The sequence below is a fragment of the uncultured Actinobacillus sp. genome, assembly GCF_945915845.1.
Lineage (GTDB): Bacteria > Pseudomonadota > Gammaproteobacteria > Enterobacterales > Pasteurellaceae > Exercitatus.
Window position 1 is genome coordinate 70,675 of sequence record NZ_CAMEFX010000002.1, and the last position, 26,740, is coordinate 97,414.

Annotated in this window: 24 protein-coding genes, 1 tRNA gene and 2 pseudogenes; 19 read left to right on the plus strand and 8 right to left on the minus strand. The window is 39.4% G+C overall.

The window, feature by feature from the left end:
* The first annotated feature begins 17 nt into the window (after positions 1–17).
* The 7 genes from Q0O89_RS01305 (at position 18) to argG (ending at position 7,170) form a co-directional block, all read left to right on the plus strand.
* A complete protein-coding gene (locus Q0O89_RS01305; RefSeq protein WP_273393057.1) occupies positions 18–608 on the plus strand; it encodes a DNA glycosylase in 591 nt (196 codons plus the stop codon).
* Positions 609–697: 89 nt separating this feature from the next.
* Positions 698–1,738: a selenide, water dikinase SelD gene (gene selD, locus Q0O89_RS01310; protein WP_293730045.1), complete on the plus strand. Its 1,041-nt coding sequence runs from the start codon at positions 698–700 to the stop codon at positions 1,736–1,738.
* 264 nt (positions 1,739–2,002) lie between these two features.
* Positions 2,003–3,448, plus strand: a complete 1,446-nt coding sequence (gene thiI, locus Q0O89_RS01315) for a tRNA uracil 4-sulfurtransferase ThiI (protein ID WP_293729992.1) — start codon at positions 2,003–2,005, stop codon at positions 3,446–3,448.
* A 199-nt stretch (positions 3,449–3,647) separates the two neighbouring features.
* Positions 3,648–4,814 (plus strand): porin, encoded by a 1,167-nt coding sequence (locus Q0O89_RS01320; RefSeq protein WP_293729993.1) that lies wholly within the window; start codon positions 3,648–3,650, stop codon positions 4,812–4,814.
* A gap of 311 nt (positions 4,815–5,125) precedes the next feature.
* Positions 5,126–5,407 (plus strand): BrnT family toxin, encoded by a 282-nt coding sequence (locus tag Q0O89_RS01325; RefSeq protein WP_293729994.1) that lies wholly within the window; start codon positions 5,126–5,128, stop codon positions 5,405–5,407.
* The gene (locus Q0O89_RS01330) at positions 5,379–5,696 is read left to right on the plus strand and encodes a BrnA antitoxin family protein (protein ID WP_293729995.1); all 318 of its coding nucleotides are present in this window, start codon (positions 5,379–5,381) and stop codon (positions 5,694–5,696) included. Before Q0O89_RS01325 ends, Q0O89_RS01330 begins: the two co-directional genes overlap by 29 nt.
* 139 nt (positions 5,697–5,835) lie before the next feature.
* Positions 5,836–7,170 (plus strand): argininosuccinate synthase, encoded by a 1,335-nt coding sequence (gene argG, locus Q0O89_RS01335; protein WP_293729996.1) that lies wholly within the window; start codon positions 5,836–5,838, stop codon positions 7,168–7,170.
* Positions 7,171–7,265: 95 nt separating this feature from the next.
* Here argG and adk read toward each other — a convergent pair whose 3' ends face one another.
* The 3 genes from adk to galE all read right to left on the minus strand — a co-directional run bounded on the left by adk (position 7,266) and on the right by galE (position 10,736).
* Positions 7,266–7,910 (minus strand): adenylate kinase, encoded by a 645-nt coding sequence (gene adk, locus Q0O89_RS01340; protein ID WP_293729997.1) that lies wholly within the window; start codon positions 7,908–7,910, stop codon positions 7,266–7,268.
* 361 nt (positions 7,911–8,271) lie between these two features.
* Positions 8,272–9,549, minus strand: a complete 1,278-nt coding sequence (locus tag Q0O89_RS01345) for an AmpG family muropeptide MFS transporter (RefSeq protein ID WP_293729998.1) — start codon at positions 9,547–9,549, stop codon at positions 8,272–8,274.
* 170 nt (positions 9,550–9,719) lie between these two features.
* A complete protein-coding gene (galE, locus tag Q0O89_RS01350; protein ID WP_293729999.1) occupies positions 9,720–10,736 on the minus strand; it encodes a UDP-glucose 4-epimerase GalE in 1,017 nt (338 codons plus the stop codon).
* A gap of 180 nt (positions 10,737–10,916) precedes the next feature.
* Here galE and Q0O89_RS01355 point away from each other — a divergent pair, with 180 nt between their 5' ends.
* Positions 10,917–12,230 (plus strand): NCS2 family permease, encoded by a 1,314-nt coding sequence (locus Q0O89_RS01355; RefSeq protein ID WP_293730000.1) that lies wholly within the window; start codon positions 10,917–10,919, stop codon positions 12,228–12,230.
* 21 nt (positions 12,231–12,251) lie between these two features.
* Positions 12,252–12,728, plus strand: coding sequence for a hypothetical protein (locus tag Q0O89_RS01360; protein ID WP_273315294.1), 477 nt, complete (start codon positions 12,252–12,254; stop codon positions 12,726–12,728).
* Positions 12,729–12,848: 120 nt separating this feature from the next.
* Here the strand turns inward: Q0O89_RS01360 and Q0O89_RS01365 are convergent, their stop codons facing one another.
* Positions 12,849–13,310, minus strand: coding sequence for a S24 family peptidase (locus Q0O89_RS01365; RefSeq protein ID WP_273315295.1), 462 nt, complete (start codon positions 13,308–13,310; stop codon positions 12,849–12,851).
* Between the two features lie 272 nt (positions 13,311–13,582).
* Here Q0O89_RS01365 and sstT point away from each other — a divergent pair, with 272 nt between their 5' ends.
* From sstT to Q0O89_RS01390, 5 genes are all read left to right on the plus strand, one after another.
* On the plus strand, positions 13,583–14,827 hold the full coding sequence (gene sstT, locus Q0O89_RS01370) for a serine/threonine transporter SstT (RefSeq protein ID WP_273315297.1): 1,245 nt from the start codon (positions 13,583–13,585) through the stop codon (positions 14,825–14,827).
* Positions 14,828–14,912: 85 nt separating this feature from the next.
* On the plus strand, positions 14,913–16,358 hold the full coding sequence (modF, locus tag Q0O89_RS01375; protein WP_293730001.1) for a molybdate ABC transporter ATP-binding protein ModF: 1,446 nt from the start codon (positions 14,913–14,915) through the stop codon (positions 16,356–16,358).
* A gap of 48 nt (positions 16,359–16,406) precedes the next feature.
* Complete coding sequence (locus Q0O89_RS01380; protein ID WP_293730002.1) at positions 16,407–17,318, plus strand: SPFH domain-containing protein; 912 nt, start codon at positions 16,407–16,409, stop codon at positions 17,316–17,318.
* Positions 17,319–17,327: 9 nt separating this feature from the next.
* Positions 17,328–17,789, plus strand: a complete 462-nt coding sequence (locus Q0O89_RS01385) for an NfeD family protein (RefSeq protein ID WP_293730003.1) — start codon at positions 17,328–17,330, stop codon at positions 17,787–17,789.
* An 82-nt stretch (positions 17,790–17,871) separates the two neighbouring features.
* Positions 17,872–18,453, plus strand: a complete 582-nt coding sequence (locus Q0O89_RS01390) for an NAD(P)H-dependent oxidoreductase (protein ID WP_293730004.1) — start codon at positions 17,872–17,874, stop codon at positions 18,451–18,453.
* A gap of 43 nt (positions 18,454–18,496) precedes the next feature.
* Here the strand turns inward: Q0O89_RS01390 and Q0O89_RS01395 are convergent, their stop codons facing one another.
* A complete protein-coding gene (locus Q0O89_RS01395) occupies positions 18,497–19,951 on the minus strand; it encodes a leucyl aminopeptidase (protein WP_293730005.1) in 1,455 nt (484 codons plus the stop codon).
* Positions 19,952–20,085: 134 nt separating this feature from the next.
* On the opposite strand from Q0O89_RS01395, the gene lptF reads away from it, so the two are divergent.
* The 4 genes and pseudogenes from lptF to Q0O89_RS01415 form a co-directional block, all read left to right on the plus strand.
* Positions 20,086–21,183, plus strand: a complete 1,098-nt coding sequence (lptF, locus tag Q0O89_RS01400; RefSeq protein WP_293730006.1) for an LPS export ABC transporter permease LptF — start codon at positions 20,086–20,088, stop codon at positions 21,181–21,183.
* 9 nt (positions 21,184–21,192) lie between these two features.
* Positions 21,193–22,260: an LPS export ABC transporter permease LptG gene (lptG, locus tag Q0O89_RS01405; RefSeq protein ID WP_293730007.1), complete on the plus strand. Its 1,068-nt coding sequence runs from the start codon at positions 21,193–21,195 to the stop codon at positions 22,258–22,260.
* 165 nt (positions 22,261–22,425) lie between these two features.
* Positions 22,426–22,512: transfer RNA gene (locus Q0O89_RS01410), tRNA-Leu, on the plus strand.
* A 75-nt stretch (positions 22,513–22,587) separates the two neighbouring features.
* Positions 22,588–22,746 (plus strand): annotated as a pseudogene (locus Q0O89_RS01415) (site-specific integrase); the annotation flags it as partial.
* 2 nt (positions 22,747–22,748) lie between these two features.
* On the opposite strand, the pseudogene Q0O89_RS01420 reads toward Q0O89_RS01415, so the two are convergent.
* From Q0O89_RS01420 to Q0O89_RS01430, 3 genes and pseudogenes are all read right to left on the minus strand, one after another.
* Positions 22,749–23,450, minus strand: a pseudogene (locus Q0O89_RS01420) (AMP-binding protein); the annotation flags it as partial.
* A 227-nt stretch (positions 23,451–23,677) separates the two neighbouring features.
* Positions 23,678–24,742, minus strand: a complete 1,065-nt coding sequence (locus Q0O89_RS01425) for a Gfo/Idh/MocA family oxidoreductase (protein WP_293730008.1) — start codon at positions 24,740–24,742, stop codon at positions 23,678–23,680.
* Entirely contained in the window at positions 24,729–25,442 is a 714-nt protein-coding gene (locus tag Q0O89_RS01430) for a FadR/GntR family transcriptional regulator (RefSeq protein WP_293730009.1), read from the minus strand. The genes Q0O89_RS01425 and Q0O89_RS01430 overlap by 14 nt, the downstream gene beginning before the upstream one ends.
* A 173-nt stretch (positions 25,443–25,615) precedes the next feature.
* Here Q0O89_RS01430 and ugpC point away from each other — a divergent pair, with 173 nt between their 5' ends.
* A complete protein-coding gene (gene ugpC, locus Q0O89_RS01435) occupies positions 25,616–26,719 on the plus strand; it encodes a sn-glycerol-3-phosphate ABC transporter ATP-binding protein UgpC (protein WP_293730010.1) in 1,104 nt (367 codons plus the stop codon).
* Positions 26,720–26,740: the final 21 nt, after the last annotated feature.

A 26,740-nucleotide genomic window follows, 5' to 3' on the forward strand; every position in this document is an offset into this window, starting at 1 on the left:
AAAAAAGCGAGAATTTTATGTTAGAACCACAAATTGAAACCCATCCGTTTCCACCTGTATTACCGCCCCAAGCTACGGTAATGATGATGGGAACTTTTCCACCCACTGCCGAGAAGCGTTGTATGGAATTTCATTACCCCAATTTCCAAAACGATATGTGGCGGATTTATGGCTTGATCTTTTTTAATGATAAGGCATATTTTCAAGTCAAAGGCGAGAAGCGATTTGACGCTGAACGGATTAAGGCATTTTTAATGGAGCGCGGTATCGCCTCTTGCCCAACGGTGTGGAAAGCCATTCGGGAACAAGGCAATGCTTCCGATAAATTTTTAAAGATTGTGGAACCTGTGCCGTTGGCGGATATTCTTAAACAAATTCCCCATTGTCAATGGATTTTTACCACGGGCGGCAAAGCCACGGAAGCCTTGTTTAGCCTTGTGCCTGAAAAATTAAAAGAACCGAAAACCAATGAATTTATTGATTTTCCTTTTGCAGGGCGCGAGTTGAAATTATATCGCGTGCCTTCCACATCCCGCGCTTATCCTTTAAGCTTAGAGAAAAAAGCTGCCGCCTACCGCGCATTTTTCGAGTTGGCAGGGGTTTTGTAAAAGGCGTATAATCCCAACAACTTCATTAGAAAAGGACAGCAAAAATGGAAGAAGATTTGACCGCACTTCAAGGGGCGTTGAATGATACGGTGGCGAATACCATTCGTTTAACCCAATATAGCCACGGCGCAGGTTGTGGCTGTAAGATATCTCCTAAGGTATTAGGGACAATTTTGCAAACGCAACTGAATAGCTTTGTTGACCCGAATTTGTTAGTGGGCAATGACACCGCAGACGATGCGGCGGTATATGATATTGGCAATGGCATTGGGATTATTAGCACCACGGATTTCTTTATGCCCATTGTGGATGATCCTTTTGAGTTTGGGCAAATTGCGGCAACCAATGCTATCAGTGATATTTTTGCCATGGGCGGGAAACCGATTATGGCGGTGGCAATTCTGGGGTTCCCGATTAAATTGCTTCCCCCTGAAGTGGCGCAACGCATTGTGGACGGTGGGCGTTTTGCTTGCCAAAAAGCAGGAATTGCATTGGCTGGCGGACATTCTATTGACGCGCCCGAACCGATTTTTGGGTTGGCAGTGACAGGCATTATTAGCACCGATAAAGTGAAGAAAAATGCTTCTGCAGAAGTAGGTAATCAGCTATTTTTAACTAAACCATTGGGGATTGGCGTACTGACCACGGCAGAGAAAAAAGGCAAGCTCAAAGCTGAACACCAAGGACTGGCGGCAAAAACGATGTGTGAAATGAATCTTGTGGGTTCGGCATTTGCTGAAATTGATGGCGTAACGGCGATGACGGATGTTACCGGTTTTGGTTTGCTGGGGCATTTGCGCGAACTTTGCGAAGGTTCCGGCGTCAGTGCGGTGGTGAATTTTGATCAAATTCAAACGTTGGATGGCGTGGTGGAATATATTGAAAAAGGTTGCGTACCCGGTGGCACGCAGCGTAATTTCGACAGTTATGGTGATAAAATCAGCCCAATGACCGCCGAACAAAAAGCCATATTATGCGATCCGCAAACTTCAGGCGGTTTACTGATCGCCGTCCGCCCAAATGCCATTGAACAAGTAAAAGCCGCCGCGGAAAAAGCCGGTTCGCGATTGTTTGCAGTGGGGGAATTATTGCCATTGCGTGATGATGGGGTTGTGATTGAGGTTGTTTAAATTGGGCGATATTCGATATAAATAACCGGATGATCCCGTAGGGGCTAATTACATTAGCCCCAAACGACAAACGTTAGATTTATGTAGGATGAGCTTTAGCCCATCAACAGAATAATTTATTATCAAGGATGATGGGCTAAAGCCCATCCTACGACTGCTACGACCATAATATTTCAAACCTATTTAAACCGTTGCCCCCGCAACGGTTTTTATTTTAGGCATAAATCGGTATAATCACCGAAATTTTTTATCAGCGAGATGACCATGAAATTTATCGTTAAACTTTTTCCCGAAATTATGATTAAAAGCGACAGTGTTCGTAAGCGTTTTATCAAAATTTTAACCAGCAATATCCGCAATGTGTTAACCCGTGATTTTGAGGTTGCCGTGGTGCGCCATTGGGATTTTATTGAGGTTCGTTCACAACAAGAAGAACTAAAAAGCGAAATTATTGCAGCTTTGCAACGTATTCCGGGAATTCACCATTTTTTAGAAGTGGAAGAACAGCCTTTTACGGATTTACACAATATTTTTGAGCAAACTTTGGCGCGTATGTGTGAGGAATTAGAAGGCAAAACTTTCTGTGTGCGTGCGAAACGTCGTGGCAAGCATAGTTTTAGCTCATTGGAAATTGAACGTTATGTGGGCGGTGGTTTGAACCAACATATTGAAAGCGCAAAAGTGAAGCTGAAAAATCCTGATGTTACCGTTCGCCTTGAAGTGGAAGACGATAAATTATTATTTATTAACGCGCGCCATGCAGGGATTGGCGGCTATCCGATTGGTACGCAGGAAGATGTGTTATCTTTAATTTCCGGTGGTTTCGATTCTGGCGTGTCGAGTTATATGTTAATTCGCCGCGGTTCACGAGTGCATTATTGTTTCTTTAATTTGGGCGGTGCGGCGCATGAAATTGGGGTAAAACAAATGGCGTATCATATTTGGAGCCGTTATAGCACTTCGCACAAAGTCCGTTTTATTGCCATTAATTTTGAAGATGTGGTAGGCGAAATTCTCGAGAAAATCGACAATGGACAAATGGGCGTGGTGTTAAAACGCATGATGGTACGTGCAGCGAGCAAAGTCGCAGATCGTTTTAAAATTGAAGCCATTGTCACAGGCGAAGCCCTTGGGCAGGTGTCTAGCCAAACTTTAACTAATTTGCGTTTAATTGATGAAGCCGCTGATGCCTTGGTGTTGCGTCCTTTAATTACCCACGACAAAGAACAAATTATTGCGATGGCACGTGAAATTGGCACGGATGATATTGCGAAATCTATGCCTGAATTCTGTGGGGTGATTTCTAAAAATCCAACAGTAAAAGCGATTCGTGAAAAAATCTTAGCGGAAGAACAAAACTTCAACTTTGATGTGCTGCAAAGTGCGGTGGAAAATGCGCAATATTTGGATATTCGTGAAATTGCTGAACAAACTGAGCGCGAAGTGGTGGAAGTGGATGCGGTTTCAGTATTAAACGACAACGATATTATTTTAGATATTCGCAGTCCTGAAGAAACGGATGACAATCCTTTTGAATTGGATGGTCATGAAGTGAAATTAATGCCATTCTATAAATTGTCATCGCAATTTGGCTCCCTTGACCAAAGCAAAAATTATGTGTTGTATTGTGAACGTGGCGTAATGAGCAAGTTACAAGCCTTGTATTTAAAAGAAAATGGCTTTACCAATGTAAGAGTGTTCAGAAAATAATCAAACTAGCAACCGTTTGCCTAAAAAATGTGATCTTGATCAGATTTTTGAGAAATTCTCGGGAACTTTTATTGACGTTGTTATTTTTCTTTGGCAATATTTTGACCGCTTAAGGATTTAAGCGATGTTTGACTTTTGGTTTTGCTAAAAGTTCAAATGGAAATTGTTATAAAAATAAATTCTGATAAGGAATTAAATTATGAAAAAGACATTAGTAGCATTAGTCGTAGCTGCAGCAGCAGCGTCTGCAAGCGCAGCAACAGTTTACAATAACGAAGGCACTACAGTTGATGTAGGCGGTCGTTTCGACGTTGTTTTAGGTAAATTCAACGATAACGAACGTGCAGATTTACGTAACAACGAATCTCGTATCGAATTCAAAGCACAACACGATTTAGGTAACGGCTTAAAAGCATTAGCATTCACTCGTTTACGTTTTAACGAGGGTGGTGACCGTTGGGATACTCAAAGCTCATTCAATAACATCCAAACAAACAAATTATGGTTAGGTTTGGAAGCGGAAAATATCGGTCGTTTAACATTCGGTAAACAAGATACCAATGGTGATGCGATCCAAATCAATGATAATGCTTATATCTTTGGTGGCAACAACAACGTATTAGATGGCGGTGACAAAGTTGCTTCTTTCCGTTCTGCTGATTTCCAAATCGCAGAAGGTCACAAATTAGGCTTTGGTGCTGACTATGTATTTGGTCAATCAACAAAAGATGGTAATCAAACAGACGAAGAACTGAAATATGGTTACAATGCGGTAGCATTCTACCAAGCTGATTTCGGTGATTTAAAAGCAAAATTAAATGCAGGTTATACCACAGCTAAATATGATGATGATTCAGTTACTAACGTAACAGGTCGCCAAGAAAAAGCATGGCGTGTTGCTTCTCAATTTACTTATGGTACAACTGAGTTTGGCGTAGAATACGGCGAAACTAAATTTGTTGACACTAAAGCTCATGAAAACCAAGGTAAAGGTAAATTCTTAGAAGTGGCAGCAAAATATGAGTACTTAAAAGATACTGCTTCTGTATATACAGCGTGGGAACACAATGTATATAAAGGTTATACAGATGATTTTGGATTTGCTAAAGGTAAGGCAAACTTCTTACGTTCGGTTGCAGGTGGCTTAGAAGTAAATAACGGCGGTAAATTAACTGAGAACGTATTTATTCTTGGTACAGACTATAAGTTTACTCAAAATGTCGTGACTTATGCTGAATATGCTTATTCACACGTTAAAGCTAATACCAAAGCTTCAATTGGTGGTGCTGGCGTAACTGCATACGCTGATGGCACAGAAAAAGCGAAAGATCATCGTTACGGTGTGGGTGTTCGCGTATACTTCTAATCAGTTGATTAGCTAACATTTTAAACCCGATCTTTGGATCGGGTTTTTTTATTTTTGCGTCGATGAAATTAAATGACAATACATAGGGTAAATATTCTTGTCTAGGTTAATTTGTATTGGCGAGTAAAGATGTTCACTCTACGAAACTCAAGGCATTGTGTCACTGTGGCATAATATCCTATTTTTGTGATCTTTATTCCAATTCTAATGCCTTATCCTACCAAATTTTTTCTTATTTTTTTAAACTCTCATCAAACGCTTAATAATATTTGTAACTACAAATATTGACAGTTTTTAAAAAGGGGTGTTTAATGTTAATAGAATATGATGAACAGAAAAGTCAGAAGAATGAATATGAACGTGATTTATCGTTTTCCGATGCTGTCGAATTTGATTTTGAGACAGCATTTATTCAGCCTGATTTAAGAAAGAATTATGGCGAAGAGAGATTTCAGGCTTTAGGGTATATTGGAGAACGATTACACATGCTTGTTTTTTGTTATCGAGACTATGCCTTAAGAATTATTAGTTTTAGAAAAGCCAACGCAAGGGAGCAAAGAAAATATGAGAACTTTAGAAGAACAATTAGCTGATCCTTATTATGATGATGCGGATCAGTTTATCGATGATGAAAGCCCTGAATGGACAGATGAAGATTTTAAAGCAGCCATTGAGTTTAGCAAAAATTATCCACCCGAAATTAAAGAATTAATCGAATGGTCTCGCGAACGTAAACGCGGTCGTCCGCCTGTGGAAGAGAAAAAAGTGAGCGTAACTATTCGTTATTCGAGCAAAGTGATTGAGGCTTTTAAGGCAACAGGAAAAGGTTGGCAAAGCCGGATGAATCAGGTATTGGAAGATTATGTTGCAAAATCGATGTAGTTTTGTTTGTATTGCGTTTAATTCCCTAAAATCATCATGGAAAATTAAGTGTTAAAGTGCGGTCAAATTTATTGAAAAAAAAGCGATTTGCACGCATAATATGCCGACTTGCAAACACTTAACTAGTAGGAAAATAAACATGTCAAACACAATTTTACAAAGTCTTCCAAAAGGTGAAAAAGTAGGGATCGCTTTTTCTGGTGGTTTAGATACCTCTGCTGCATTATTATGGATGCGCCAAAAGGGTGCTGTGCCTTATGCTTATACTGCAAATTTAGGGCAACCGGATGAAGATGATTATAATGCGATTCCACGTAAAGCGATGGAATATGGGGCAGAAAACGCACGTTTAATTGACTGTCGTACACAACTGGCTCATGAAGGTATTGCGGCAATTCAATCGGGAGCATTCCATGTTTCAACCGGTGGCATTACGTATTTTAACACAACACCATTAGGTCGTGCGGTCACCGGGACGATGCTTGTGGCGGCAATGAAAGAAGATGACGTCAATATTTGGGGCGATGGCTCGACTTTTAAAGGTAATGATATTGAACGTTTCTATCGTTATGGTTTATTGACAAACCCAAATTTAAGAATTTATAAACCTTGGTTAGACCAACAATTTATTGATGAATTGGGCGGTCGCCACGAAATGTCTGAATTCTTAATTGCAAATGGCTTTAACTACAAAATGTCAGTAGAAAAAGCCTATTCAACAGATTCAAATATGCTTGGTGCCACTCACGAAGCGAAAGACTTAGAATTATTAAGTACTGGTATCAAAATCGTAAAACCGATTATGGGTGTGGCATTCTGGGATGAAAATGTTGAAGTGAAAGCGGAAACTGTCACGGTTCGTTTTGAAGAAGGTGTGCCTGTTGCATTAAATGGTAAAACATTCTCTGATGCTGTTGAATTATTCTTAGAAGCAAACCGTATTGGTGGTCGCCATGGTTTAGGAATGTCTGACCAAATCGAAAACCGTATCATTGAAGCGAAATCTCGTGGTATTTATGAAGCCCCGGGAATGGCATTATTACATATTGCTTATGAGCGTTTAGTGACAGGTATTCATAACGAAGATACTATCGAGCAATACCGTATTAACGGCTTACGTTTAGGTCGTTTATTATACCAAGGTCGTTGGTTTGACCCACAAGCATTAATGCTTCGCGAAACAGCACAACGTTGGGTGGCACGTGCGATTACTGGTGAAGTGACTCTTGAATTACGCCGCGGTAACGACTATTCAATCTTAGATACGGTTTCACCAAACTTAACTTACGTGGCTGAACGTTTAAGTATGGAAAAAGTAGAAGATGCGCCATTTGATCCGGTTGATCGTATTGGTCAATTAACTATGCGTAACTTAGACATCGTGGATACTCGCAATAAATTAGGTGTGTACTCTCAAGCAGGCTTATTAGTTGCAGGTAAAGATTCAGTATTACCACAATTGGGTAAAAAATAAGCGTTAAAAACGGTATCTTATTGACCGCACTTATAATTAACCCCTATACAACATGAGCTGTATAGGGGTTTTTGTTTATCTTGTTGTTGTGATGTTTATGCTAAGATTTTGTCTAATTCTGCGCTAACATCTTCCACTTTTTGTGTACCGTCTAAACGGAAGTATTTTGTGTTGCCTGCTTTTGCTTCCGCTTGATAGTAGTCAACGAGTGGTTTAGTTGTGGTGTGATAGACTTTTAAGCGATCTAACACCGTTTCCGGTTTGTCATCTGCACGGATAATTAAATCTTCGCCAGTGACATCATCTTTGCCTTCCACTTTTGGTGGGTTGTAAACAACGTGGTATGAACGACCTGAGGCAGGGTGGACGCGGCGACCGCTCATACGTTCAACGATAACTTCGTCCGGGACATCGAATTCTAAAACGTAGTCAATGCTTACGCCCACGGCTTTTAATGCATCCGCTTGTGGGATGGTGCGTGGGAAGCCATCTAATAAGAAACCTTTTGCACAGTCAGGTTGTGCAACACGGTCTTGTACCAGTGCGATGATAAGATCATCTGGAACAAGTTGACCGGCATCCATTAAGGTTTTAGCTTGTTTACCTAATTCTGTTCCGGCTTTGATTGCGGCACGAAGCATATCACCGGTTGAAATTTGTGGGATGCCAAATTTATTCATAATAAATTGTGCTTGAGTGCCTTTACCTGCACCAGGTGCGCCTAAAAGGATAATTTTCATGATTGTTCTCCTGAATAAAAAGTGCGGTTACTTTAACGTGAATTTAGGGAAAAAGCAAATGAATAACAAGATAATAACTGTTCAAAAGTATAGTATTTGTGTATAATTATGGCGCGCTTGAAATGGCGTAGGTGGGTCTGCTAGCAGTCCCGCCAGTTCGCAGCTAGCGGGGCTGTAGCAGATCTTGTGATTTATTTTCACAAGGAGCATGATATGAAACGAATTCTTCGTTTAATCATTGTTATTCTGTTATGCCTATTGCTACGTAGTAGCACTGGAACTGGCTTATAGCAGAATAAACCTTAGGGCGTTCAGGGTTCGCTAGTCCTGAACGTTCTTTATTATAATGATTTTCTTTGCGTTATCCAATCTTAATTTTCTCACGCCATGGAGCCACCCAAATCAAGCAAATCATTCCCGGAATCGCTAAGAAAAAACAGAACCAAAAATAATGGTAGTAGCCTAAATATTCGATTAATGCTCCGGCTTGTGTGTTGATGGTTGCTCTGGGTAAGGCGGATAGGCTGGTGAATAAAGCTAATTGGGTCGCGGTGTAAAGCGGGTTGGTTTCGCGCGCCATAAAAGCGACAAACGCGGAAGTGCCCAGCCCTACGCCAATAAATTCAGCGGCAATCACAAGGCTTAATGCAGTAAGTTCGTATGTGCCGATTTGCTCAAAGCGTCCGTGACCGGCGAGCCAAGCAAAGCCTAGAATGGTTACAATTTGCACAAGTCCAAATAACCAGAGTGCTTTATTGATCCCTATTTTGAGCATAATCACTCCGCCGACAATGCTTGCAACCACCATAGGCCAAAGGGATGCATTTTTAGCCACAATGCCAATTTGCGTTTTTGAAAATCCCATGTCGTAATAAAAAGGGGAAATGAGCGCAGTAGCCATGCTATCACCCAGTTTATAGAGGAATATAAAAGCCAGAATACCTAGCGCGCCCCATAATCCTTTACGTGTAAAGAATTCTTTGAAGGGTTCTACGACATTTTCTTTTAAAGTGCGGTTTGTTTTTAGTTCAATTTGTGGTTCACGGCTTAAAAATAGCGTCATGAAAATCCCCGGTAACATAAAAAGGGCTGTAATAATAAAGACTGTTTGCCAAGGGAGGTGATCGGATAAAATTAGGGATAATGAGCCTGGAATTAAGCCTGAAATGCGATAGGCATTGACGTGAATACTGTTTCCTAAACCGAGATCTGCATCTGATAAAATTTCACGGCGAAAAGCATCTAATACAATATCTTGGCTTGCAGAGAAAAATGAGCAGAGGGTGGCTAATCCTGCAATGAGTGTGAGCCCAAAGTGTGTTGTGGGATCTAAAAAGCCGAATAACCCTAAAGATATAAGTAATAACACTTGGGATATGAATATCCAACCGCGGCGGCGACCTAAAAATGGTGGAACATAGCGATCTAATAGGGGGGACCAAAGAAATTTCCACGTAAAGGGTAAGGTGACGGCGGTGAAGTAACCGAGAGATTCTAAATCCACTTGTTCTGAGCGTAACCAAATGGGTAATAGGGACGTGATAATATACAGGGGTAATCCTGAGCTAAAGCCTGTGAAGATGCAAATGAGCATATTACGGCTAAAAATTTGAGTGATGATAGAAGGTTGTTTTTGCATAATAAAAAGGAGCGAATATGTCGTCCTGCCAAATATTGATAAACCCTATACGAGCCGTATAGGGTTATTTAATCTGAGCTGCTCTGCGGCTCTTCTATTCAGCCCCAGCGGGGCTGGGTTTACCGAACCTAGCACGGCTCGTGCTAGGTAGTAATCAAACTGGAATTTGATTAATCTTTATAGCCTTTCGGGTTGTTTTTTTGCCAATTCCAAGTATCTTTCATCATTTGTTCAAGATCTCGTTCTGCTTTCCAACCTAATTCTTTGGCAGCTCGACCGGCATCAGCATAATTTACGGCAATATCCCCGGCACGGCGTGGTGCAAATTTATAAGGAATTTCAATGCCATTGGCAGTATTGAATGCGTTAACCATATCTAAAACCGAATAACCTACGCCGGTACCTAGGTTATAAATATGCAAACCGCGGTCATTTTCATGGCGATTTAAGGCTTTTACGTGGCCTACGGCTAAATCAACAACGTGAATATAATCACGAACGCCTGTGCCGTCTTTGGTGTCGTAATCATTACCGAAAATAGATAATTCTTTGAGTTTGCCGATAGCCACTTGACTAATATAAGGCATTAAGTTATTTGGGATACCATTTGGGTCTTCACCAATTAAACCACTTTCGTGCGCACCAACAGGGTTAAAATAGCGAAGTAGGGTAATGCTAAATTCAGGTACGGCTTTAGCAATGTCCATTAAAATTTGTTCTACCATTAATTTTGATGTGCCATATGGGTTGGTTGTTCCGCCAACTTTACAATCTTCTGTCACGGGAATGCGTTCAGGATCGCCATAAACGGTTGAAGAGGAACTAAAAATAAAATTCCATACCCCCGCTTTGCGCATTTCTTGGATAAGATTGAGTGAACCGGTTACGTTATTGCGATAGTATTCAATCGGTTTTTGAACGCTTTCACCTACCGCTTTTAAACCGGCAAAGTGAATCACTGCATCAATACTATTTTCGGCAAAAATACGTTGTAATAATGCGCTGTCCAGAATATCGCCTTCATAGAATTTAACGGATTTGCCTGTGATTTCTTTTACTCGTTCAAGTGATTTTGGCGAGGAGTTACAAAGGTTATCCAATACGACTACATCACGATTGTTGTTTAATAATTCGACTAAAGTGTGTGAGCCAATATATCCGGCTCCGCCGGTAACTAAAATTGCCATAAGTGATTCCTTCTAACTTAACAAAGAAGTGCTAAGTATAGATCCTTTAATCCACAAGAAAAAGTAGATTTATGAAAAATTCGTTGATTTTTAACCGCACTTTTACAGTGGTTTTGCTTTCACAATCTACAGCTTTTCGGTACAATACGCGCGATTTTACTCTTAACAAAAGGATGACTTATGTCTTTAGAAAAAACCTTCGAACTTTCGGCACGTGGCTCGACTGTTCGACAAGAAATTATTGCAGGTTTAACCACATTTTTAGCAATGGTTTATTCTGTGATTGTTGTGCCTAATATGCTTAGTAGGGTAGGTTTTCCAGCTGAGAGCGTATTTATTGCGACTTGTTTGGTTTCCAGTTTAGGGTCGATTTTAATCGGTTTATGGGCGAATGCTCCAATGGCAATTGGTTGTGCCATTTCATTAACAGCATTTACCGCATTTAGCTTAGTACACGGTCAACAAGTGAGTATTCCTGTTGCATTGGGTGCCGTATTTTTAATGGGGCTCGTCTTTACCGTCATTTCTGCAACAGGTATTCGTTCTTGGATTTTACGTAATCTTCCCTCGAGTATTGCGCATGGTGCAGGTATTGGGATTGGTTTGTTTTTGCTTTTAATTGCAGCAAATGGTGTCGGCGCGGTTGTTGGTAACCAAGAGGGGCTCCCTGTTAAATTCGGTGAATTTACTTCATTCCCTGTGATGATGTCATTACTGGGATTGGCGGCAATTATTGGCTTAGAAAAATTGCAAGTAAAAGGTGCAATTTTATGGGTGATTATTGCAATTACTATTGTTGGTTTGATTTTTGATCCGGCTGTAAAATTTGATGGTGAAATTTTCAAAATGCCAACCTTTGGCGAGCAATCACTTTTCTTAGCATTAGATATTCAAGGCGCATTACAACCTGCGATTTTACCTGTGGTATTCGCACTTGTTATGACCGCGGTATTTGATGCAACAGGTACGATCCGTGCGGTCGCCGGACAAGCAAACTTATTAGATAAAGATGGACAAATTATTAATGGTGGTAAAGCCTTAACATCTGACTCTGTGGGGAGCTTAATGTCCGGTGTATTTGGTACGGCGCCGGCGGCTGTTTATATTGAGTCTGCTGCAGGTACAGCTGCAGGTGGTAAGACAGGTATTACAGCTATTGTGGTAGGGATTGGTTTCTTATTGATGCTATTTTTCCAACCTATTGCGACTTTAGTACCTAATTATGCCACTGCGCCTGCATTAATGTATGTCGGTTTACTCATGTTAAGTAATGTGAGCAAATTAGATTTTACTGACTTTGTTGGAGCAATGAGTGGTTTAGTTTGTGCGGTATTTATTGTATTGACAGCAAATATCGTAACAGGCATTATGCTTGGCTTTGCGGCACTTGTGATTGGTCGTATTGTTTCAGGTGATGTGAAAAACTTAAACCTTGGCACAGTGTTAATTGCAATTGCATTGGTTGCATTCTATGCTTTTGGTTGGGCAATTTAATCTTTCAAATAAGGAAAAATCATGAACAAATTTATTAAATTTACAGCAACGTTAATTTTGGCTTTAGGTATCACAGCTTGTGGCGATGATCCAAAAGCAGAATACAAGAAAATCACTGAATGGAGTCAGCAGCAACAAGCTACCCAACAACAAGTGTTACAAGAGTTTCAAACTTCATTATCTCAGCTGAAATCACCTGAAGAAGTAGAGCCAATCTTGAAAAAATATGAAGATGGCACAAAAGCTATTGTGGACTCTTTAGATAAAGTTGATGTTAAAAGCAAAGAAATCAAAGAACTCAAAGAGAAAAGCAAAGCTGTATTAAATCTTTCTATTGAGGTAACTCGTAAATCAGTAAAATCACTTGAAAAACCGTTAACTGACGAAGAAAAAGCAGAGCTTCAAGCTAAAGTAAGTGAATTACAAGCTTCTTCACAAGCCCTTACTGAACTTGATCAAGCATTAGCTAAAAAATATGGTGAGACTGATAAAAAATAATCTTGAAAGAAAATTTTGATTTTTTAAAGATTAGTATTTTTTAGTTTGAGGACTAAGTTCTGTGTTTTGTGGAACTTAGTCCTTTTTCGATATTATGTGGATGGGTTCAATATAATATGGCTAAGCAGCGAATTTCATCAGATGATGAGCGCGCGGTTTGATTTGATGGATCGTATTGGTGACGGTTCCAATAATATTTAATTTGGCAATATCATCCGTCTTGATATTCGTTGCTTTAGAGCTGAGTGCAAAAAGAACAAATTCTCCATTACTGTGCACAACAAATTCATAAATTTCCATTCTATGATGTTGTTCAATAACAATTAAATCACCTTCATGCAATTCATTATGTTTTTCAACAACAAGCATATCGCCTTGTTCAATACCCCAAGCAATCATATCGGGATTAGTGACACGAATAAAACAGGTTTGCTGTGGATGTTTAATACAGTATAAATTGAGGTCTAATTTACGACTATAGGTCATTAATGAATTCTCACTTTCCACCATATCATCAAAAAATGGCAGTGGGTTATATGAGAAATCATTAGCAATCATAGAGTTAGTTTTTGTATAGTGCATAATTAGCTCCTATTCATTTCTGTATAAATACCGTCAAATAACTATTTATTAAATCAGCTTGTTTATTTAAACAGCTGTATAATACTGTATTTAAAAATAGTTCGTCAATAATTTTTTTGATCTTTTTTAGATATTTTCTTGTCATTGCAATAAATTTGCAATTTTCAGTTTCTTTTATATGAAATTTGAGCTATCTTTAAGTTTCCGTTGGATCTTATGATCCTTGTGTTCAACAGACAAGCAAACGCTTGCGTAACCTATGTGATTTAATTATGGCTAGTTCACGTTTTATTTCTCTCTTTTTCCACGGCAGTTTGGTCAAACGCATTCTCGTGGGGCTTATTCTTGGTATTCTTACTGCATTAATCAGCCCAAATTTAGAGCCTGTTTTTGGTTTTAATTTAGCTGAGAAAGTGGGGCTTCTTGGTGCGTTATTTGTCAAAGGATTACGTGCTGTTGCACCTATTTTAATCTTTGTCCTTGTTATTGCAGCGATTGCGAATAAAAAAGTTGGCTCAAAAAGCAATATGAAAGATATTGTTGTTCTTTATGTCATTGGTACATTCGGTGCTTCGGTTATTGCCGTACTCGCTAGCTTCTTATTTCCAATGTATATTCCATTATCTACCGCGGCAGACTCTCTCTCTCCGCCGGGAAGCGTGACAGAGGTTTTTGCTGTTGTGATTTCTAATATTTTTGCTAATCCGATTGAAGCTATTGCAACGAGTAACTTCATTGGTATTTTAGCTTGGGCAATTGCTTTAGGTCTTGCTCTACGCCACGCGGCAGATACGACTAAAAATGCGTTTAATGATTTTGCTGAAGCTGTATCAAAAATTGTTCACCTCGTGATCAGTCTTGCTCCATTTGGTATTTTCGGTTTAGTAGCTTCAACTTTAGCAGATAAAGGCTTAAGCGCACTTTTAGATTATGGTCATTTATTACTTGTTTTATTAGGCGCAATGTTCTTTGTAGCCTTTGTTGTTAACCCAATTATTGTTTATTGGAAAATTCGCCGTAATCCATATCCATTAGTGTGGAAATGTATTAGTGTGAGTGGCTTAACGGCTTTCTTTACTCGTAGTTCAGCGGCAAATATTCCGGTTAATATCGATTTAGCAGAAGAATTAGGTTTGGATGAAGAAACTTATTCTGTTTCTATTCCATTAGGGGCAACCATTAATATGGCTGGGGCGGCGATTACGATTACCGTATTAACCTTAGCCGCGGTGCAAACTTTAGGTATTCCGGTATCGATCCCTACAGCCATTTTATTAAGCGTTGTTTCCGCCGTTTGTGCTTGCGGTGCGTCAGGTGTGGCCGGTGGTTCATTGCTATTAATTCCATTAGCTTGTAGCTTATTTGGTATTAGTGGAGATGTAGCCGCACAAGTGATTGCTGTGGGTTTTGTGATTGGTGTATTACAAGATTCAACTGAAACCGCCTTGAACTCATCAACAGACGTATTATTTACGGCGGCGGTTTGTATGGCAGAAGAGCGTAAAAATAACGCCTAATTGATTGGTTTTGAAAAGCGGCTTCAGTGATGACTGTGGTCGCTTTTTTTATCCCTTAAATTCTGAATATCAGCAGGATACACTTATGTTACATATTGAAAATGCACAATTTAAATTACATCAAAATCGTTTCTTAAATTTACCGCACTTTATCATTCAGCCAAAAGATTACTGGGTTGTAATTGGCAGTAATGGTAGTGGTAAAACCGCTTTTTCTTTAGCATTAAAAGGCGATCTTCCTGTTTATTCAGGCGAATATCAAAATCAGTTTTGTCGTATCAGTTTGCTTTCCTTTGAACAGCAACAACGCCTTTTAGAACAAACCTTTAAAGCGCGTAATAATGATATGGTCAGCCCTGATGATTTTGGTAAAACTGCTCGCCAAATGATCTTAAATGGGTCAGAAAATCATGTACTTTGTCATAAATATGCGGAGTATTTACATATTTCGTCGTTACTAGATCGTCCATTTATGCAACTTTCTACAGGAGAGAGTAGAAAAGTGTTATTGGCTCAAGCTTTAGTGAGCGATCCTGATTTGCTGATTTTAGATGAACCTTTTGAAGGGTTAGATCATCAATCTGTACAGGATTGGACAGCCTTGCTTCATCAACTCCGAGAAAAAATGGCATTGGTGTTGATTGTTAATCGCTTTGGCGATATTCCAAGTGCGGCGGAAAAGATTGCTATTTTGGATAATCTCGAATTAATTTTGCAAGGTGAACGTCAACAGATTGAACAACAGAGTATTTTTCGGCAATTACAATATGCGGAAACGGCATTAGATGTGGCGTTGCCTGAAAGTGCTATTCCGAAAATAAAACTACCAGAAAATCAACCGCACTTTGAGCTACAAAATGTCAATATTCAATGCGGTGATAAACGTATTCTTAATAACCTTTCTTGGCGCGTGGAACCGAAGCAACATTGGTGGATTAAAGGCCCTAATGGCGCAGGAAAATCTACCTTATTGTCATTGATTACCGGTGATCATCCACAAGCCTTTAGTAATCACGTCATCTTGTTTGGTCAACAGCGTGGAAGTGGTGAAACCATTTGGGATATAAAATCGAAGATAGGTTATGTCAGCAGTCAATTGCATATGGATTATCGTGTGAATAGTTCAGCATTAGATGTGATCCTATCTGGCTTTTTTGACAGTATTGGGGTTTATCAGCAAATACCTGATGCGTTACGTATAAAAGCTATGCAATGGCTTTCTCGTCTTAATTTAACCGAACTCGCGAAAAAGCCTTTTCGTTCCTTATCTTGGGGGCAGCAACGGTTGTTGTTGATTACGCGTGCGATGGTAAAACATCCCCCTGTGTTAATTTTGGATGAACCGTTGCAAGGATTGGATGGGGTAAATCGTAAACTGGTGAAAAGTTTTATCGATCAACTTGTGACCAATAGTGAAACACAGTTGCTCTTTGTTTCTCACCAAGATCAGGATGCGCCAAGTTGTATTACTCATGTATTTGAATTTGTCCCCGAAAAGGATGGCTATAAGTATGTGCAAAGTGCGGTGTAATTTGTTATAGTTTTTACGTCAATTTAACAATTCAACAAGGAGTTTGACATGGAAGAGCTTCCAATTGCAACGTTAGTCTTTATTGTGCTTGTGGTCTTTGTGCTTTATTCCACAGTAAAAGCTGTGCCACAGGGTTATCATTGGACCATTGAACGTTTTGGGCGTTATACAAAAACCTTAACACCGGGATTAAATTTTGTGGTGCCTTTTGTGGATCGCGTTGGGCGCAAAATTAATATGATGGAACAGGTGTTAGATATTCCATCGCAAGAAGTGATTTCTAAAGATAACGCGAATGTGTCCATTGATGCAGTATGTTTCGTGCAAGTGATAGATGCTCGCAGTGCGGCTTATGAAGTCAATCACCTTGAACAAGCTATTATTAATTTGGTGATGACGAATATTCGTACGGTATTAGGGGGAATGGAATTAGACGAAATGCTATCACAACGGGATAGTATTAACGGTCGTTTGCTTTCCATTGTGGATGAAGCCACTAATCCTTGGGGCATTAAAGTAACACGTATTGAAATCCGTGACGTGCGTCCGCCGCGTGAATTAAGTGAAGCGATGAATGCGCAAATGAAAGCAGAACGTAATAAACGTGCAGAAATCTTGGAAGCGGAAGGGGTGCGCCAAGCACAGATTTTACGCGCTGAAGGGGAAAAACAATCGCGTATTTTAAAAGCTGAAGGGGAAAAACAAGAAGCTATTTTGCAGGCAGAAGCCCGTGAACGCGCGGCGGAAGCAGAAGCGAAAGCGACACAAATGGTTTCTGATGCGATTGCAAACGGTGATACCAAAGCAATTAATTATTTTATTGCACAAAAATATACGGAAGCGTTGAAAGAAATTGGTGGATCGGATAATAGCAAAGTCGTGTTAATGCCGCTTGAAGCCGGGAATCTCATAGGTTCAGTGGCGGGTATTGCAGAGCTGTTAAAAGGCGATAAAAAATAAGGATTGTTTATGGACATGTTTTCTGCACAATGGTTTTCCACATGGACAGAATGGCATTGGCTGATTTTAGGTTTCGTATTGCTTATCGCTGAAATTGTGGTTCCGGGCATTTTTCTTCTTTGGTGGGGCTTGGCGGCGATTGTTATGGCGGCGTTAGTGGCATTAATTCCGTCTATATCGTTGACTACGGTTGGTATTCTTTACGCGATTTTAGCGACAATTTTAAGTGTGATTTGGTGGAAATATCAACATAGCCGAGATAAAGAAGATGATCAACAATCTGTCCTAAATCAACGAGATCACGCTTTAATTGGTGCTAAAGGTGTCGTTGAAGATATGGCGGCAAATGGTATCGGGCGTGGACGCTTTGGTGATACGACTTGGCGTATTCAAGGTGAAGATTTGCAGGTTGGAGATCGTGTAACAGTAAAAAGCGTTCAAGGCATTACATTAACGGTAGAGAAGTTTTAATGCATTGGAAATGCTTGCGTTATGAGATGCGTATTGCGTTTGTTCAATGCGTATCTCATTAAGTGCCTTTTAGGAAAACTTTATGAAGAATCATTTAATTATTTTTGCTCACCCCAATCAAAACAGCTTTACCCGAGCGATGGTTGATCGCGTGATTGCAGCAAGTGAACAAGCTGGGGCGAATGTTATCCTTCGCGATCTTTATGAGATGAATTTTAACCCCGTGCTAAGTGCGGTTGAAATGAAAGGTGAATTGCCCTCGGACATTTTGCAGGAACAGCAATATATTCGTGATGCGGACTTGATAACCTTCATTTATCCTTTGTGGTGGATGGGGTTTCCTGCAATTTTAAAAGGCTATTTGGATCGCGTGTTAAGTCATGGGTTTGCTTACAAAACCGATGCGAATGGATCGGTGGGATTGCTTTCAGACAAGAAAATTCAGCAATTCATTAATATGGGCAGTGCTCAAGCAGAATATCAGGCAAATGGTTATGCACAAGGATTAGATATTTGTTTAGTGAATGGATTATTTAATTTTTGTGGTATTACGAATATTGACCATCGTTTATTTGGTCGCTTATATGGTATTACGGACGCAGAACGTCAAGCAATGCTAGAGGAAGCAGCCGACAAAACTTTGAAAAATTTAACCGCGGTTTAAGGCAAAATAAAAGGGCAAAGTGATTTGCCCTTTTGTATGCGCCCTATTGACATTGATTGATTAAGAATTGCGTCAATAAGCCTACCGGTCTTCCTGTTGCCCCTTTGTTTGCCCCTTGCAACCACGCTGTTCCGGCAATATCTAAATGCGCCCAGCGATATTTTTTCGTGAAGTTCGATAAAAATGCACCGGCAGTAATCGCACCGCCCCAGCGTCCACCAATATTGGCAAGATCGGCAAATGGAGATTTAAGCTGTTCTTGATATTCTTCGCTTAATGGCAAACGCCAGGCTTTATCTTGGGTTTGTTGTGAGGCCTGAAATAGTGCATCAGCGAGTGCATCATCGGTTGCAACCAAGCCGCTATTGTGTTGACCTAAGGCGACTACACAAGCCCCTGTTAGGGTGGCGACATCAATCACACATTCTGGTTCAAAGCGTTCCACATAGGTTAAGGTATCACATAAAACTAAACGTCCTTCCGCATCCGTATTCAGCACTTCAACCGTGAGTCCATTCATGGTGGTCAAAATATCCCCCGGGCGATAGGCATTGCCATCCGGTAAGTTTTCACAACCGGCTAACACACCAATAACATTTAGTGGTAATTGCAATTCGACCAAAGCATTCATTACTCCATAAATGGATGCCGCACCGCACATGTCGTATTTCATTTCATCCATTTCTGCGGCCGGTTTTAGTGAAATACCACCGGCATCAAAGGTTAAGCCCTTGCCCACTAATACAATCGGTTTGGCATTGGGATTAGGGTGATTACGGTATTCCATAATCGCAAGTTGCGCTTCATTTTTAGAACCTTGAGATACGCCTAAGTAGGCATTCATCCCTAATTCAGCCATTTCTTTTTCACCTAGCACGGTGGTTTTAATAAGTGCGGTACGTTTTTCCAATGTTTTGGCTTGTTCCGCTAAATATTTCGGGTTGCATACGTTTGGTGGGCAATTGGCGACATCACGGGCTAATTTAACTCCTAATGCCACGGCACAAGCCTGTTGAATAGCACGTTGAACCTCTTCTGTTTCTATCCCCAAAAAGATCTCATCTAAGCTTAATTCATCGGCTTTTTTGCTTTTGAATTGATCAAACGCATAGTTTTCTGCTTCAATCGTTTCAATAGCAAAACGTATATTCCAATAGAGATCGCGATCTTTGATTTGTACATCAGTGAGCCCATTAAAAACCGTTTTAGCAGCAGTTGTTTTGGTCGCTTGGAACGCTTTTTGTACCATTTGTTTAAATTGGTGTTCTGTTATTTCCTGTGGTTTACCTGCACCAACTAATAAAATACGTTGTGAACCTTGGCGCAAGAGCGCGGTTTCACCAATTTTCCCCGAAATTTCACCGCACTGAATTAGTGCGCTAATTTCGCCTTGTGCATCGAATTGTTGAGCGTTTTTTGACAACACGCCCTCTTCAAAAATGGTTACCCATACCATATCGGCAGTATTAAGTGCGGTTAAATTTGATGAATATTTCATATTCCTTCCTACTATTTTTACATATGAAAATAAGCTATTATAAGCGGCTAAATTTGACTGAACTTCATCACTTATGAAGTGCGGTCATAAAATGAATGAAATTCAACTAAATTGCAAGCGGAAAAACAGATAACGTGATTTTAACCAAGTATTTAACCAAAGAAGTTTTCAAAACACAGGTTGCTATCTTATTTATTTTATTGCTAATTTTCTTTTGTCAGCAACTTGTGCGCGTATTGGGTTCAGCGGCAAGCGGCAATGTGCCGGCTGATCTGGTCATGTCATTATTAGGATTGGGCATGCCAACAATGGCACAATTAATGTTGCCGCTGTGTTTGTTTATTGCGCTGTTGTTAACTTTAGGGCGTTTATATGCAGAAAGTGAAATCACAGTGATGCGCGCTTGTGGCGTAGGTTCTCGCATTTTGGTGAAAGTCGCATTGATGCTTTCATTTTTTACAGGGGCATTAGCGGCTTATAATGCCTTTTGGATTTCCCCTTGGGCAATTAAAAAACAAGCAGAGATTATTGATGATGCAAAAGCGAATCCTAAAATGTCCGCACTTTCTGCCGGGCAATTTATGACATCCAATAACAATGATTTTGTTTTATTTATCAACCAGATTGAAAATAATCAAATTAAAGATGTCTATTTATTTCAAACCAAAGAAAAAGCCAACTCAAAACCTTCTGTGATTACCGCAGAAAAAGGTGAATTAAAATCTTTGCCGAATGGAGATCAAATTTTAAATCTACAAAATAGTCAGCGTGTGGAAGGTTCGGTGGCGTTGCCTGATTTTCGTATTACTCATTTTGAAGAGTATCAAGCTTATTTAGGCTATCAAGCGACTAATAGTGAAAGTTCCGAAGCTGAAACCTTGACTTTCAACGAGCTGTTAAAGGGAAAAACACCTGCTATGAAAGCGGAGTTTCATTGGCGTATCGTGTTGGTGATTGCTGTCCCATTAATGGCATTAATTGCCGTTCCACTAAGTCGTGTTAACCCTCGTCAAGGGCGTTTTGCCAAGATGTTACCTGCATTGATGTTATATCTCATTTATTTTCTAGCACAAAGTTCATTAAAATCAGCAGGAGGGGCCAATAAACTTGATGCGAGCATTTTTATGCCTTTAGTGAGTATCTTATTCTTTATGATTGGGGTGATATTAAATAGCTGGGAAAGTGCTTTTATGTATAAAATTCGTAATCTGTTTAGCCGTAAAGTTGCGTAAGGATGACAAATGAATACCTTAGAACGTTATATTGGTAAAAGTATTTTAGGGACAATTTTTGCTACGCTGTTCGTGTTAGTCGGTTTGTCTGCCATTATAAAATTTGTCGAACAATTTCGCAGTATTGGGCGTGGCTCGTACGATATGCTACAAGCTATCGCTTATACCGTATTAACTATGCCGAAAGATATTGAGACGTTTTTCCCTATGGCGGCATTATTGGGTGCATTGATCGCCTTAGGCAATTTAGCCAGTCGTAGCGAGTTGGTCGTCATGCAATCGGCAGGATTTTCTCGCTTAAAAATCGGTCTTGCCGTTATGAAAACAGCCTTACCATTGGTTCTCTTAACTATGGTGATTGGAGAATGGGGGATTCCACAAACAGAACAATATGCACGTGATATGCGCGCAAGAGCGGTGTCTGGTGGCTCAATGATGTCAGTAAAAAATGGGATTTGGGCAAAAGATGGCAATGATTTTATTTATATACAACAAGTCACTGATAATGCAAATTTAAAAAATATTTATATTTATCATTTTGACGATACTCGTCAATTAAAAAGCGTTAGCCATGCTAACAATGCAAACTATACAGGAGAGGTTTGGTCTTTAAAGCAATTAAATACTTCGGAAATTTCGAAAGAAAAAATTGAAACAAAAAATTACCTTGCTCAAGAATGGAAAACCTCATTAACACCTGATAAATTAGGGATTGTGTCTGTTCGTCCAACCTCGCTTTCTATTTCAGGTCTGTCTGAATACATCGCATTTTTAAAACAAACAGGGCAAGACAGCAAAAAATTTGAGCTCACTTATTGGCGTAAATTATTCCAGCCAATTTCTGTTGGCGTCATGATGATGTTGGCACTTTCTTTTATTTTCGGTCCATTACGTAGCGTGACAGCCGGTGCAAGAATTGTCACAGGTATTTGTTTTGGTTTCTTTTTCTATGTGGTTAATGAAATTTTTGGACCACTGACCTTAGTTTATAGTGTTACGCCATTAATCGGGGCGTTACTACCAAGTTTGATGTTTTTATTAATTACATGGTGGCTATTAAGTCGCAAGCGTGATTAATCAAAAGACGTCAATTTATCACCGCACTTTATGAAATAGCATAAGCGCGGTTAAATTTGGTGAATTTTAAAGCGAACAATCACAAATCTAAAATTAATACTTGCAAGCTTTTTTAATCTTCGTATAATGCATACCAGTTCAACACACGTGATACTTACCAGTGAAGCCTGGGTGGCGAAATTGGTAGACGCAGCGGATTCAAAATCCGCCGCCCTTAAAAGCGTGTCGGTTCGAGTCCGACCCTAGGCACCACTGGTAAGTATCATGAATAAAAAGCCACTTGGAGAAGTGGCTTTTTTATTTACTTTCACCAAATAAAAATCAAGTACGCCAAAAGCAAGAACTCAGCGCTATACGGACAGTGAGATTGACCGCCTAACATTTTTCTCAGGCTTTGACTATGCCGTTCTTCCAATGACAATACAAAGTCGAGTGGGCGCAGCAATGTTATTTGCCATAGAAACCGCAATGCGAGCAGGGGAAATTTGCAATGCACACATCACCGTTGGTTTCAGTGTGCTCAAGGCATCACGGACGTAGTTGGTGTCTTCCAAATAGCAATTTGTCGCACCACGATGAAAAACATAAGCAACCCACGCACGCTCAAAAATATGCGAAAGCGGTAAAAAACGAAAGCGACACCTCATCTTCATTCACATTTACAGCAAGATCGTGAGCATTTAATTGATGAGCAAGGTTAGCATAATCCAGCATCATGCCTTTTGGTTTACCTGTTGTTCCAGACGTATAAATCAGCGTAAAAAGATCGGATAACTGTTTAGAATTAAGGCGTTTTTCAAATTACGCTTCATTTGGAACAACATTGAGAAATCTTCTCAATAACACGCATTTGGCAGATCCCTCAAATGCATATTCGCTTTCATTGCCACAATTTTCATTAATTGTGGACAGTTGTTCGCTATTTGATAGACCTGATCAAATTGCTCTTGATCACCAACAAAGAGAATTTTAATGTCAGCATCATTCACAATATATTCCGCTTGTTTTGCCGTGTTTGTCGCATAAATCGGCACCGCAACAGCCCTTGCCTGCATCGCCCCAAAATCAGCGATAGTCCAACGAGGCATATTATTTGTGAATGTATCAATTTTATCTTAAATATCAATATGTTAAGCAATTAAAGCATAAGGGAAACGGTCAATTTCTTGCTGAAAAGTTTGCCACGACATTTCCTGTCATTGAGCTTGTTCACGGAAACGTAAAGTGGTACGATTAGGCCATTTTTTTGCTTGCAGGCGAAATCTATTCACAAAATGGAAGTTGAGAGAAGCCATCTTTTTATCCTGTTTATTCAGCTTATTCAGCTTACAAATGTTCGCTAATATACTTTTTTTCACTAAGAAAAAGCTAGAGAAATGTGAATAAATGTAAGCTGAAATATAGCTTATCTGTATTCTTAAGTAATGGTAATCTGTGCTTTTTGTATCATTGACTGCCTTGCTGCATCTGCTACTTTTACCGCATCAATTGGCTGTTCTGTCAGAACGGATTGTGCATTATGGCTTAAGTAATTTAGTACTGTTAATGCTTCAATTTCGGTTGCTCGGCTTAGCCATAAAGGTACGAGTGCATTTAAGTCATTATAACGTTGGATAGCTTTACCGTTTTCGCGTAAGGATAAATCGGCTTCAAATTCATCGTACAAATTAAATTGCTGACGTTGTCCATTTGCAAGGGTGAGGGTCATTGTGGAGTTGAAGAAATTGATAACTAATGCTCCTAATTCTCCGTGAATGGATATACCCCATTCGTGTAGTCGATAAGCAGTTCCCATTTCTAAAGAAGCAAATACGCCACTATTAAATTGGAGAAGTAATTGGATAATATCGTGGTTATCAATGTTATCCAAATGCGCTCTATTGGTTGATTGAGCATAGACTGATTTTACATCACCAAGTAACCAACAAAGCAGATCAAGTTCGTGGATTTCGTTAAATAGTTTTCCACCTGTCAGGGATACGTCATTTTTCCACCAGTTTTTATTTGCTGGGCTATCAATCCAACGTTGTCGGGTTGCTCTGGCTACTGTAATTTTGCCTAATACATTTTCTTGCATAAACTGTTTGGCTTTCATTACGCCAGGTAAGGTTCGAAGTAGATGTCCTGCAAAAACCGTTTTATTTTTTTCAAGTGCAAGCTGCATTATCTCTTGGCTTTCTTGGCTATCAATAGTGAAAGGCGTTTCAATAAAGATATGAGCATTATGATTGAGAGCTGTAATTGCAGGTTGTTTATGAGCGTAATTGTAAGTCGCAATTATAACAAGGTCTGGTTGAGTGTTAATCAGTAAATCATCAATGTTTGGGTAAGCAACGGATTGATACTTTTCGGCAAGCTGATTGGCAAGATTAAAGTCAAGATCAGTAAAACCAACTAATTCACCGTTCATTTTGTGAAAGCTATATGCTAGTTGCTTGCCGAAAAATCCACAGCCAATTAGAGCGATTTTAATTCTGTTCATTGTGATATCCTTTTAATAAACATTGTCTGATTTCTTGGAAATAATAGAGGATAGCTCGTTGCATTCGTTCCAGATCTTTTGCTTCAACGGCATCAACTAATTCACGGTATTGCAATGCTAATGCAGTTGGTGAAACTCGAATTGGTGGGAGATCATTTTCAAGTTTTTCATAGATTTCCCAAAATGCATCAAGATATTGGCTGAGTAAGTGGTTTTGCAATGGTTGGTAAATCAGTAGGTGAATTTGTTTTTCTTCTGCAATAGAAAAGCACTGTTTACTTGCATTTTCTTCTAATGTTTTTACTAGAAGTTGCAAGCGTTGGCTATTTTCCTCGCTGATCTTAGGCAAAGCCATTGGGGCAAAACCATATTGTAGGATCTCTCTAATATCAAGAATATCAATTATGCTCTTGAGATTATCTTGTAAATGTAGTTGAGCATAAAATGTTAGCCCTCGGATCATCGGAGTAAGAGATGATGAGCCAACAAATGTTCCTATACCGTGGCGAATATCTAAAATATGTAGAGCCTCTAAGGATTTGATGGCCTCTCTTAGGCTAGAACGGCTAACATTAAATAGTTCAATCAGCTCATTTTCCGTTGGCATTAAATCACCCGATTTTAATTTGCGTTGGAGAATGAGCGTTTTAATTTTCTCTTGTAATTCAAGAGAAGCCGCTTTTTTTGTAAATTTTTCCATTTTTCTTTCTTTTCTGTGAAGTAGATCACGGTTTTATTTTTTAAAGTAAGACATCATATGTCTAAAAGATAAGACATATGATGTCTTATTTGAAGTTAAATTAATTTTCGATCTAAATGTATTGGTTGTAAAGCATTAATTATTAATATCTCAAGGGATAAGAAGGTGAATTTATGGCAACGTTATCACTGAAAAACATAGGCAAGCGGTATGATAATGGCTTTGAAGCGGTACAAAATTTCAATCTTGAAGTGAAAGATAGAGAATTTATCGCACTTGTTGGTCCTTCTGGTTGTGGTAAATCGACAACTTTGCGAATGATTGCAGGTTTAGATGATATTACCGAAGGCGAATTTTATATTGATGATCTGCTGGTCAATGATGTAGAAGCCAAAGATCGAGATATTGCTATGGTGTTCCAATCTTATGCGTTATATCCGCATATGACAGTCTATGACAATATGGCTTTTGCATTGAAGCTGAGAAATTTTTCCAAAGAAGAGATCGATCAGAAAGTTAAAGAAGCTGCAAAGATTTTAGGGCTTGAGCAGTTATTAGATCGTAAACCTAAAGCATTATCTGGTGGACAACGACAACGGGTGGCATTAGGTAGAACAATTGTGCGTTCTCCAAAAGTCTTTTTGATGGACGAACCGTTATCAAATCTTGACGCTAAATTGCGTGGCAATATGCGTGCAGAAATTATTCGTATCCATAAAAATCTCAATGCCACTACAATTTATGTTACCCACGATCAAACCGAAGCAATGACAATGGCGGATAGAATTGTGGTGATGAAAAGTGGTATTGTCCAGCAAATTGGCTCACCAAAAGAAATTTATAACCGTCCAAATAATCTCTTTGTCGCTGGTTTTATTGGTGCTCCGACAATGAATTTTGTCAAAGGAACTATCTCAAATCACCATTTCCATACAGCTACAAATTCTCTTTTAATTAGCGAACAATGGAATGAGCTCATTCAAGCCAAAGGTTTTGAAAATAAAGAGATTATTTTAGGTATTCGCCCTGAAAATATTTCAAATGATCCTACACTATTAGGTCAGTACTTTCATTCAAAAATTTCAGCTTCAATCAATGTAGCTGAACTACTTGGTGCTGAATATATCTTGCATACCGATATTGATGAACAAGCGTTAAAAGCTGTTGTTCATTCTCATCAAGATGTTGTGATGGGGCAAGTAATTGAACTGGCATTTGATATGAAACACGTTCATTTCTTTGATCCACATACTGAAATGTCATTATTACAGTTATAGTACTTACATATAGGAGATTAC

Bases quoted from the DNA above. Each gene is read 5' to 3' on its own strand.
- Q0O89_RS01325 (WP_293729994.1), top strand. From the start codon at position 5,126: ATGTTAATAGAATATGATGAACAGAAAAGTCAGAAGAATGAATATGAA.
- lptG (WP_293730007.1), top strand. From the start codon at position 21,193: ATGAATACCTTAGAACGTTATATTGGTAAAAGTATTTTAGGGACAATT.
- Q0O89_RS01355 (WP_293730000.1), top strand. From the start codon at position 10,917: ATGTCTTTAGAAAAAACCTTCGAACTTTCGGCACGTGGCTCGACTGTT.
- Q0O89_RS01380 (WP_293730002.1), top strand. From the start codon at position 16,407: ATGGAAGAGCTTCCAATTGCAACGTTAGTCTTTATTGTGCTTGTGGTC.
- Q0O89_RS01430 (WP_293730009.1), bottom strand. From the start codon at position 25,442: ATGGAAAAATTTACAAAAAAAGCGGCTTCTCTTGAATTACAAGAGAAA.
- Q0O89_RS01425 (WP_293730008.1), bottom strand. From the start codon at position 24,742: ATGAACAGAATTAAAATCGCTCTAATTGGCTGTGGATTTTTCGGCAAG.
- Q0O89_RS01330 (WP_293729995.1), top strand. From the start codon at position 5,379: ATGAGAACTTTAGAAGAACAATTAGCTGATCCTTATTATGATGATGCG.
- Q0O89_RS01390 (WP_293730004.1), top strand. From the start codon at position 17,872: ATGAAGAATCATTTAATTATTTTTGCTCACCCCAATCAAAACAGCTTT.
- adk (WP_293729997.1), bottom strand. From the start codon at position 7,910: ATGAAAATTATCCTTTTAGGCGCACCTGGTGCAGGTAAAGGCACTCAA.
- Q0O89_RS01345 (WP_293729998.1), bottom strand. From the start codon at position 9,549: ATGCAAAAACAACCTTCTATCATCACTCAAATTTTTAGCCGTAATATG.
- Q0O89_RS01320 (WP_293729993.1), top strand. From the start codon at position 3,648: ATGAAAAAGACATTAGTAGCATTAGTCGTAGCTGCAGCAGCAGCGTCT.
- thiI (WP_293729992.1), top strand. From the start codon at position 2,003: ATGAAATTTATCGTTAAACTTTTTCCCGAAATTATGATTAAAAGCGAC.
- galE (WP_293729999.1), bottom strand. From the start codon at position 10,736: ATGGCAATTTTAGTTACCGGCGGAGCCGGATATATTGGCTCACACACT.
- Q0O89_RS01305 (WP_273393057.1), top strand. From the start codon at position 18: ATGTTAGAACCACAAATTGAAACCCATCCGTTTCCACCTGTATTACCG.
- modF (WP_293730001.1), top strand. From the start codon at position 14,913: ATGTTACATATTGAAAATGCACAATTTAAATTACATCAAAATCGTTTC.
- sstT (WP_273315297.1), top strand. From the start codon at position 13,583: ATGGCTAGTTCACGTTTTATTTCTCTCTTTTTCCACGGCAGTTTGGTC.
- Q0O89_RS01365 (WP_273315295.1), bottom strand. From the start codon at position 13,310: ATGCACTATACAAAAACTAACTCTATGATTGCTAATGATTTCTCATAT.
- ugpC (WP_293730010.1), top strand. From the start codon at position 25,616: ATGGCAACGTTATCACTGAAAAACATAGGCAAGCGGTATGATAATGGC.
- Q0O89_RS01385 (WP_293730003.1), top strand. From the start codon at position 17,328: ATGGACATGTTTTCTGCACAATGGTTTTCCACATGGACAGAATGGCAT.
- argG (WP_293729996.1), top strand. From the start codon at position 5,836: ATGTCAAACACAATTTTACAAAGTCTTCCAAAAGGTGAAAAAGTAGGG.
- Q0O89_RS01395 (WP_293730005.1), bottom strand. From the start codon at position 19,951: ATGAAATATTCATCAAATTTAACCGCACTTAATACTGCCGATATGGTA.
- Q0O89_RS01360 (WP_273315294.1), top strand. From the start codon at position 12,252: ATGAACAAATTTATTAAATTTACAGCAACGTTAATTTTGGCTTTAGGT.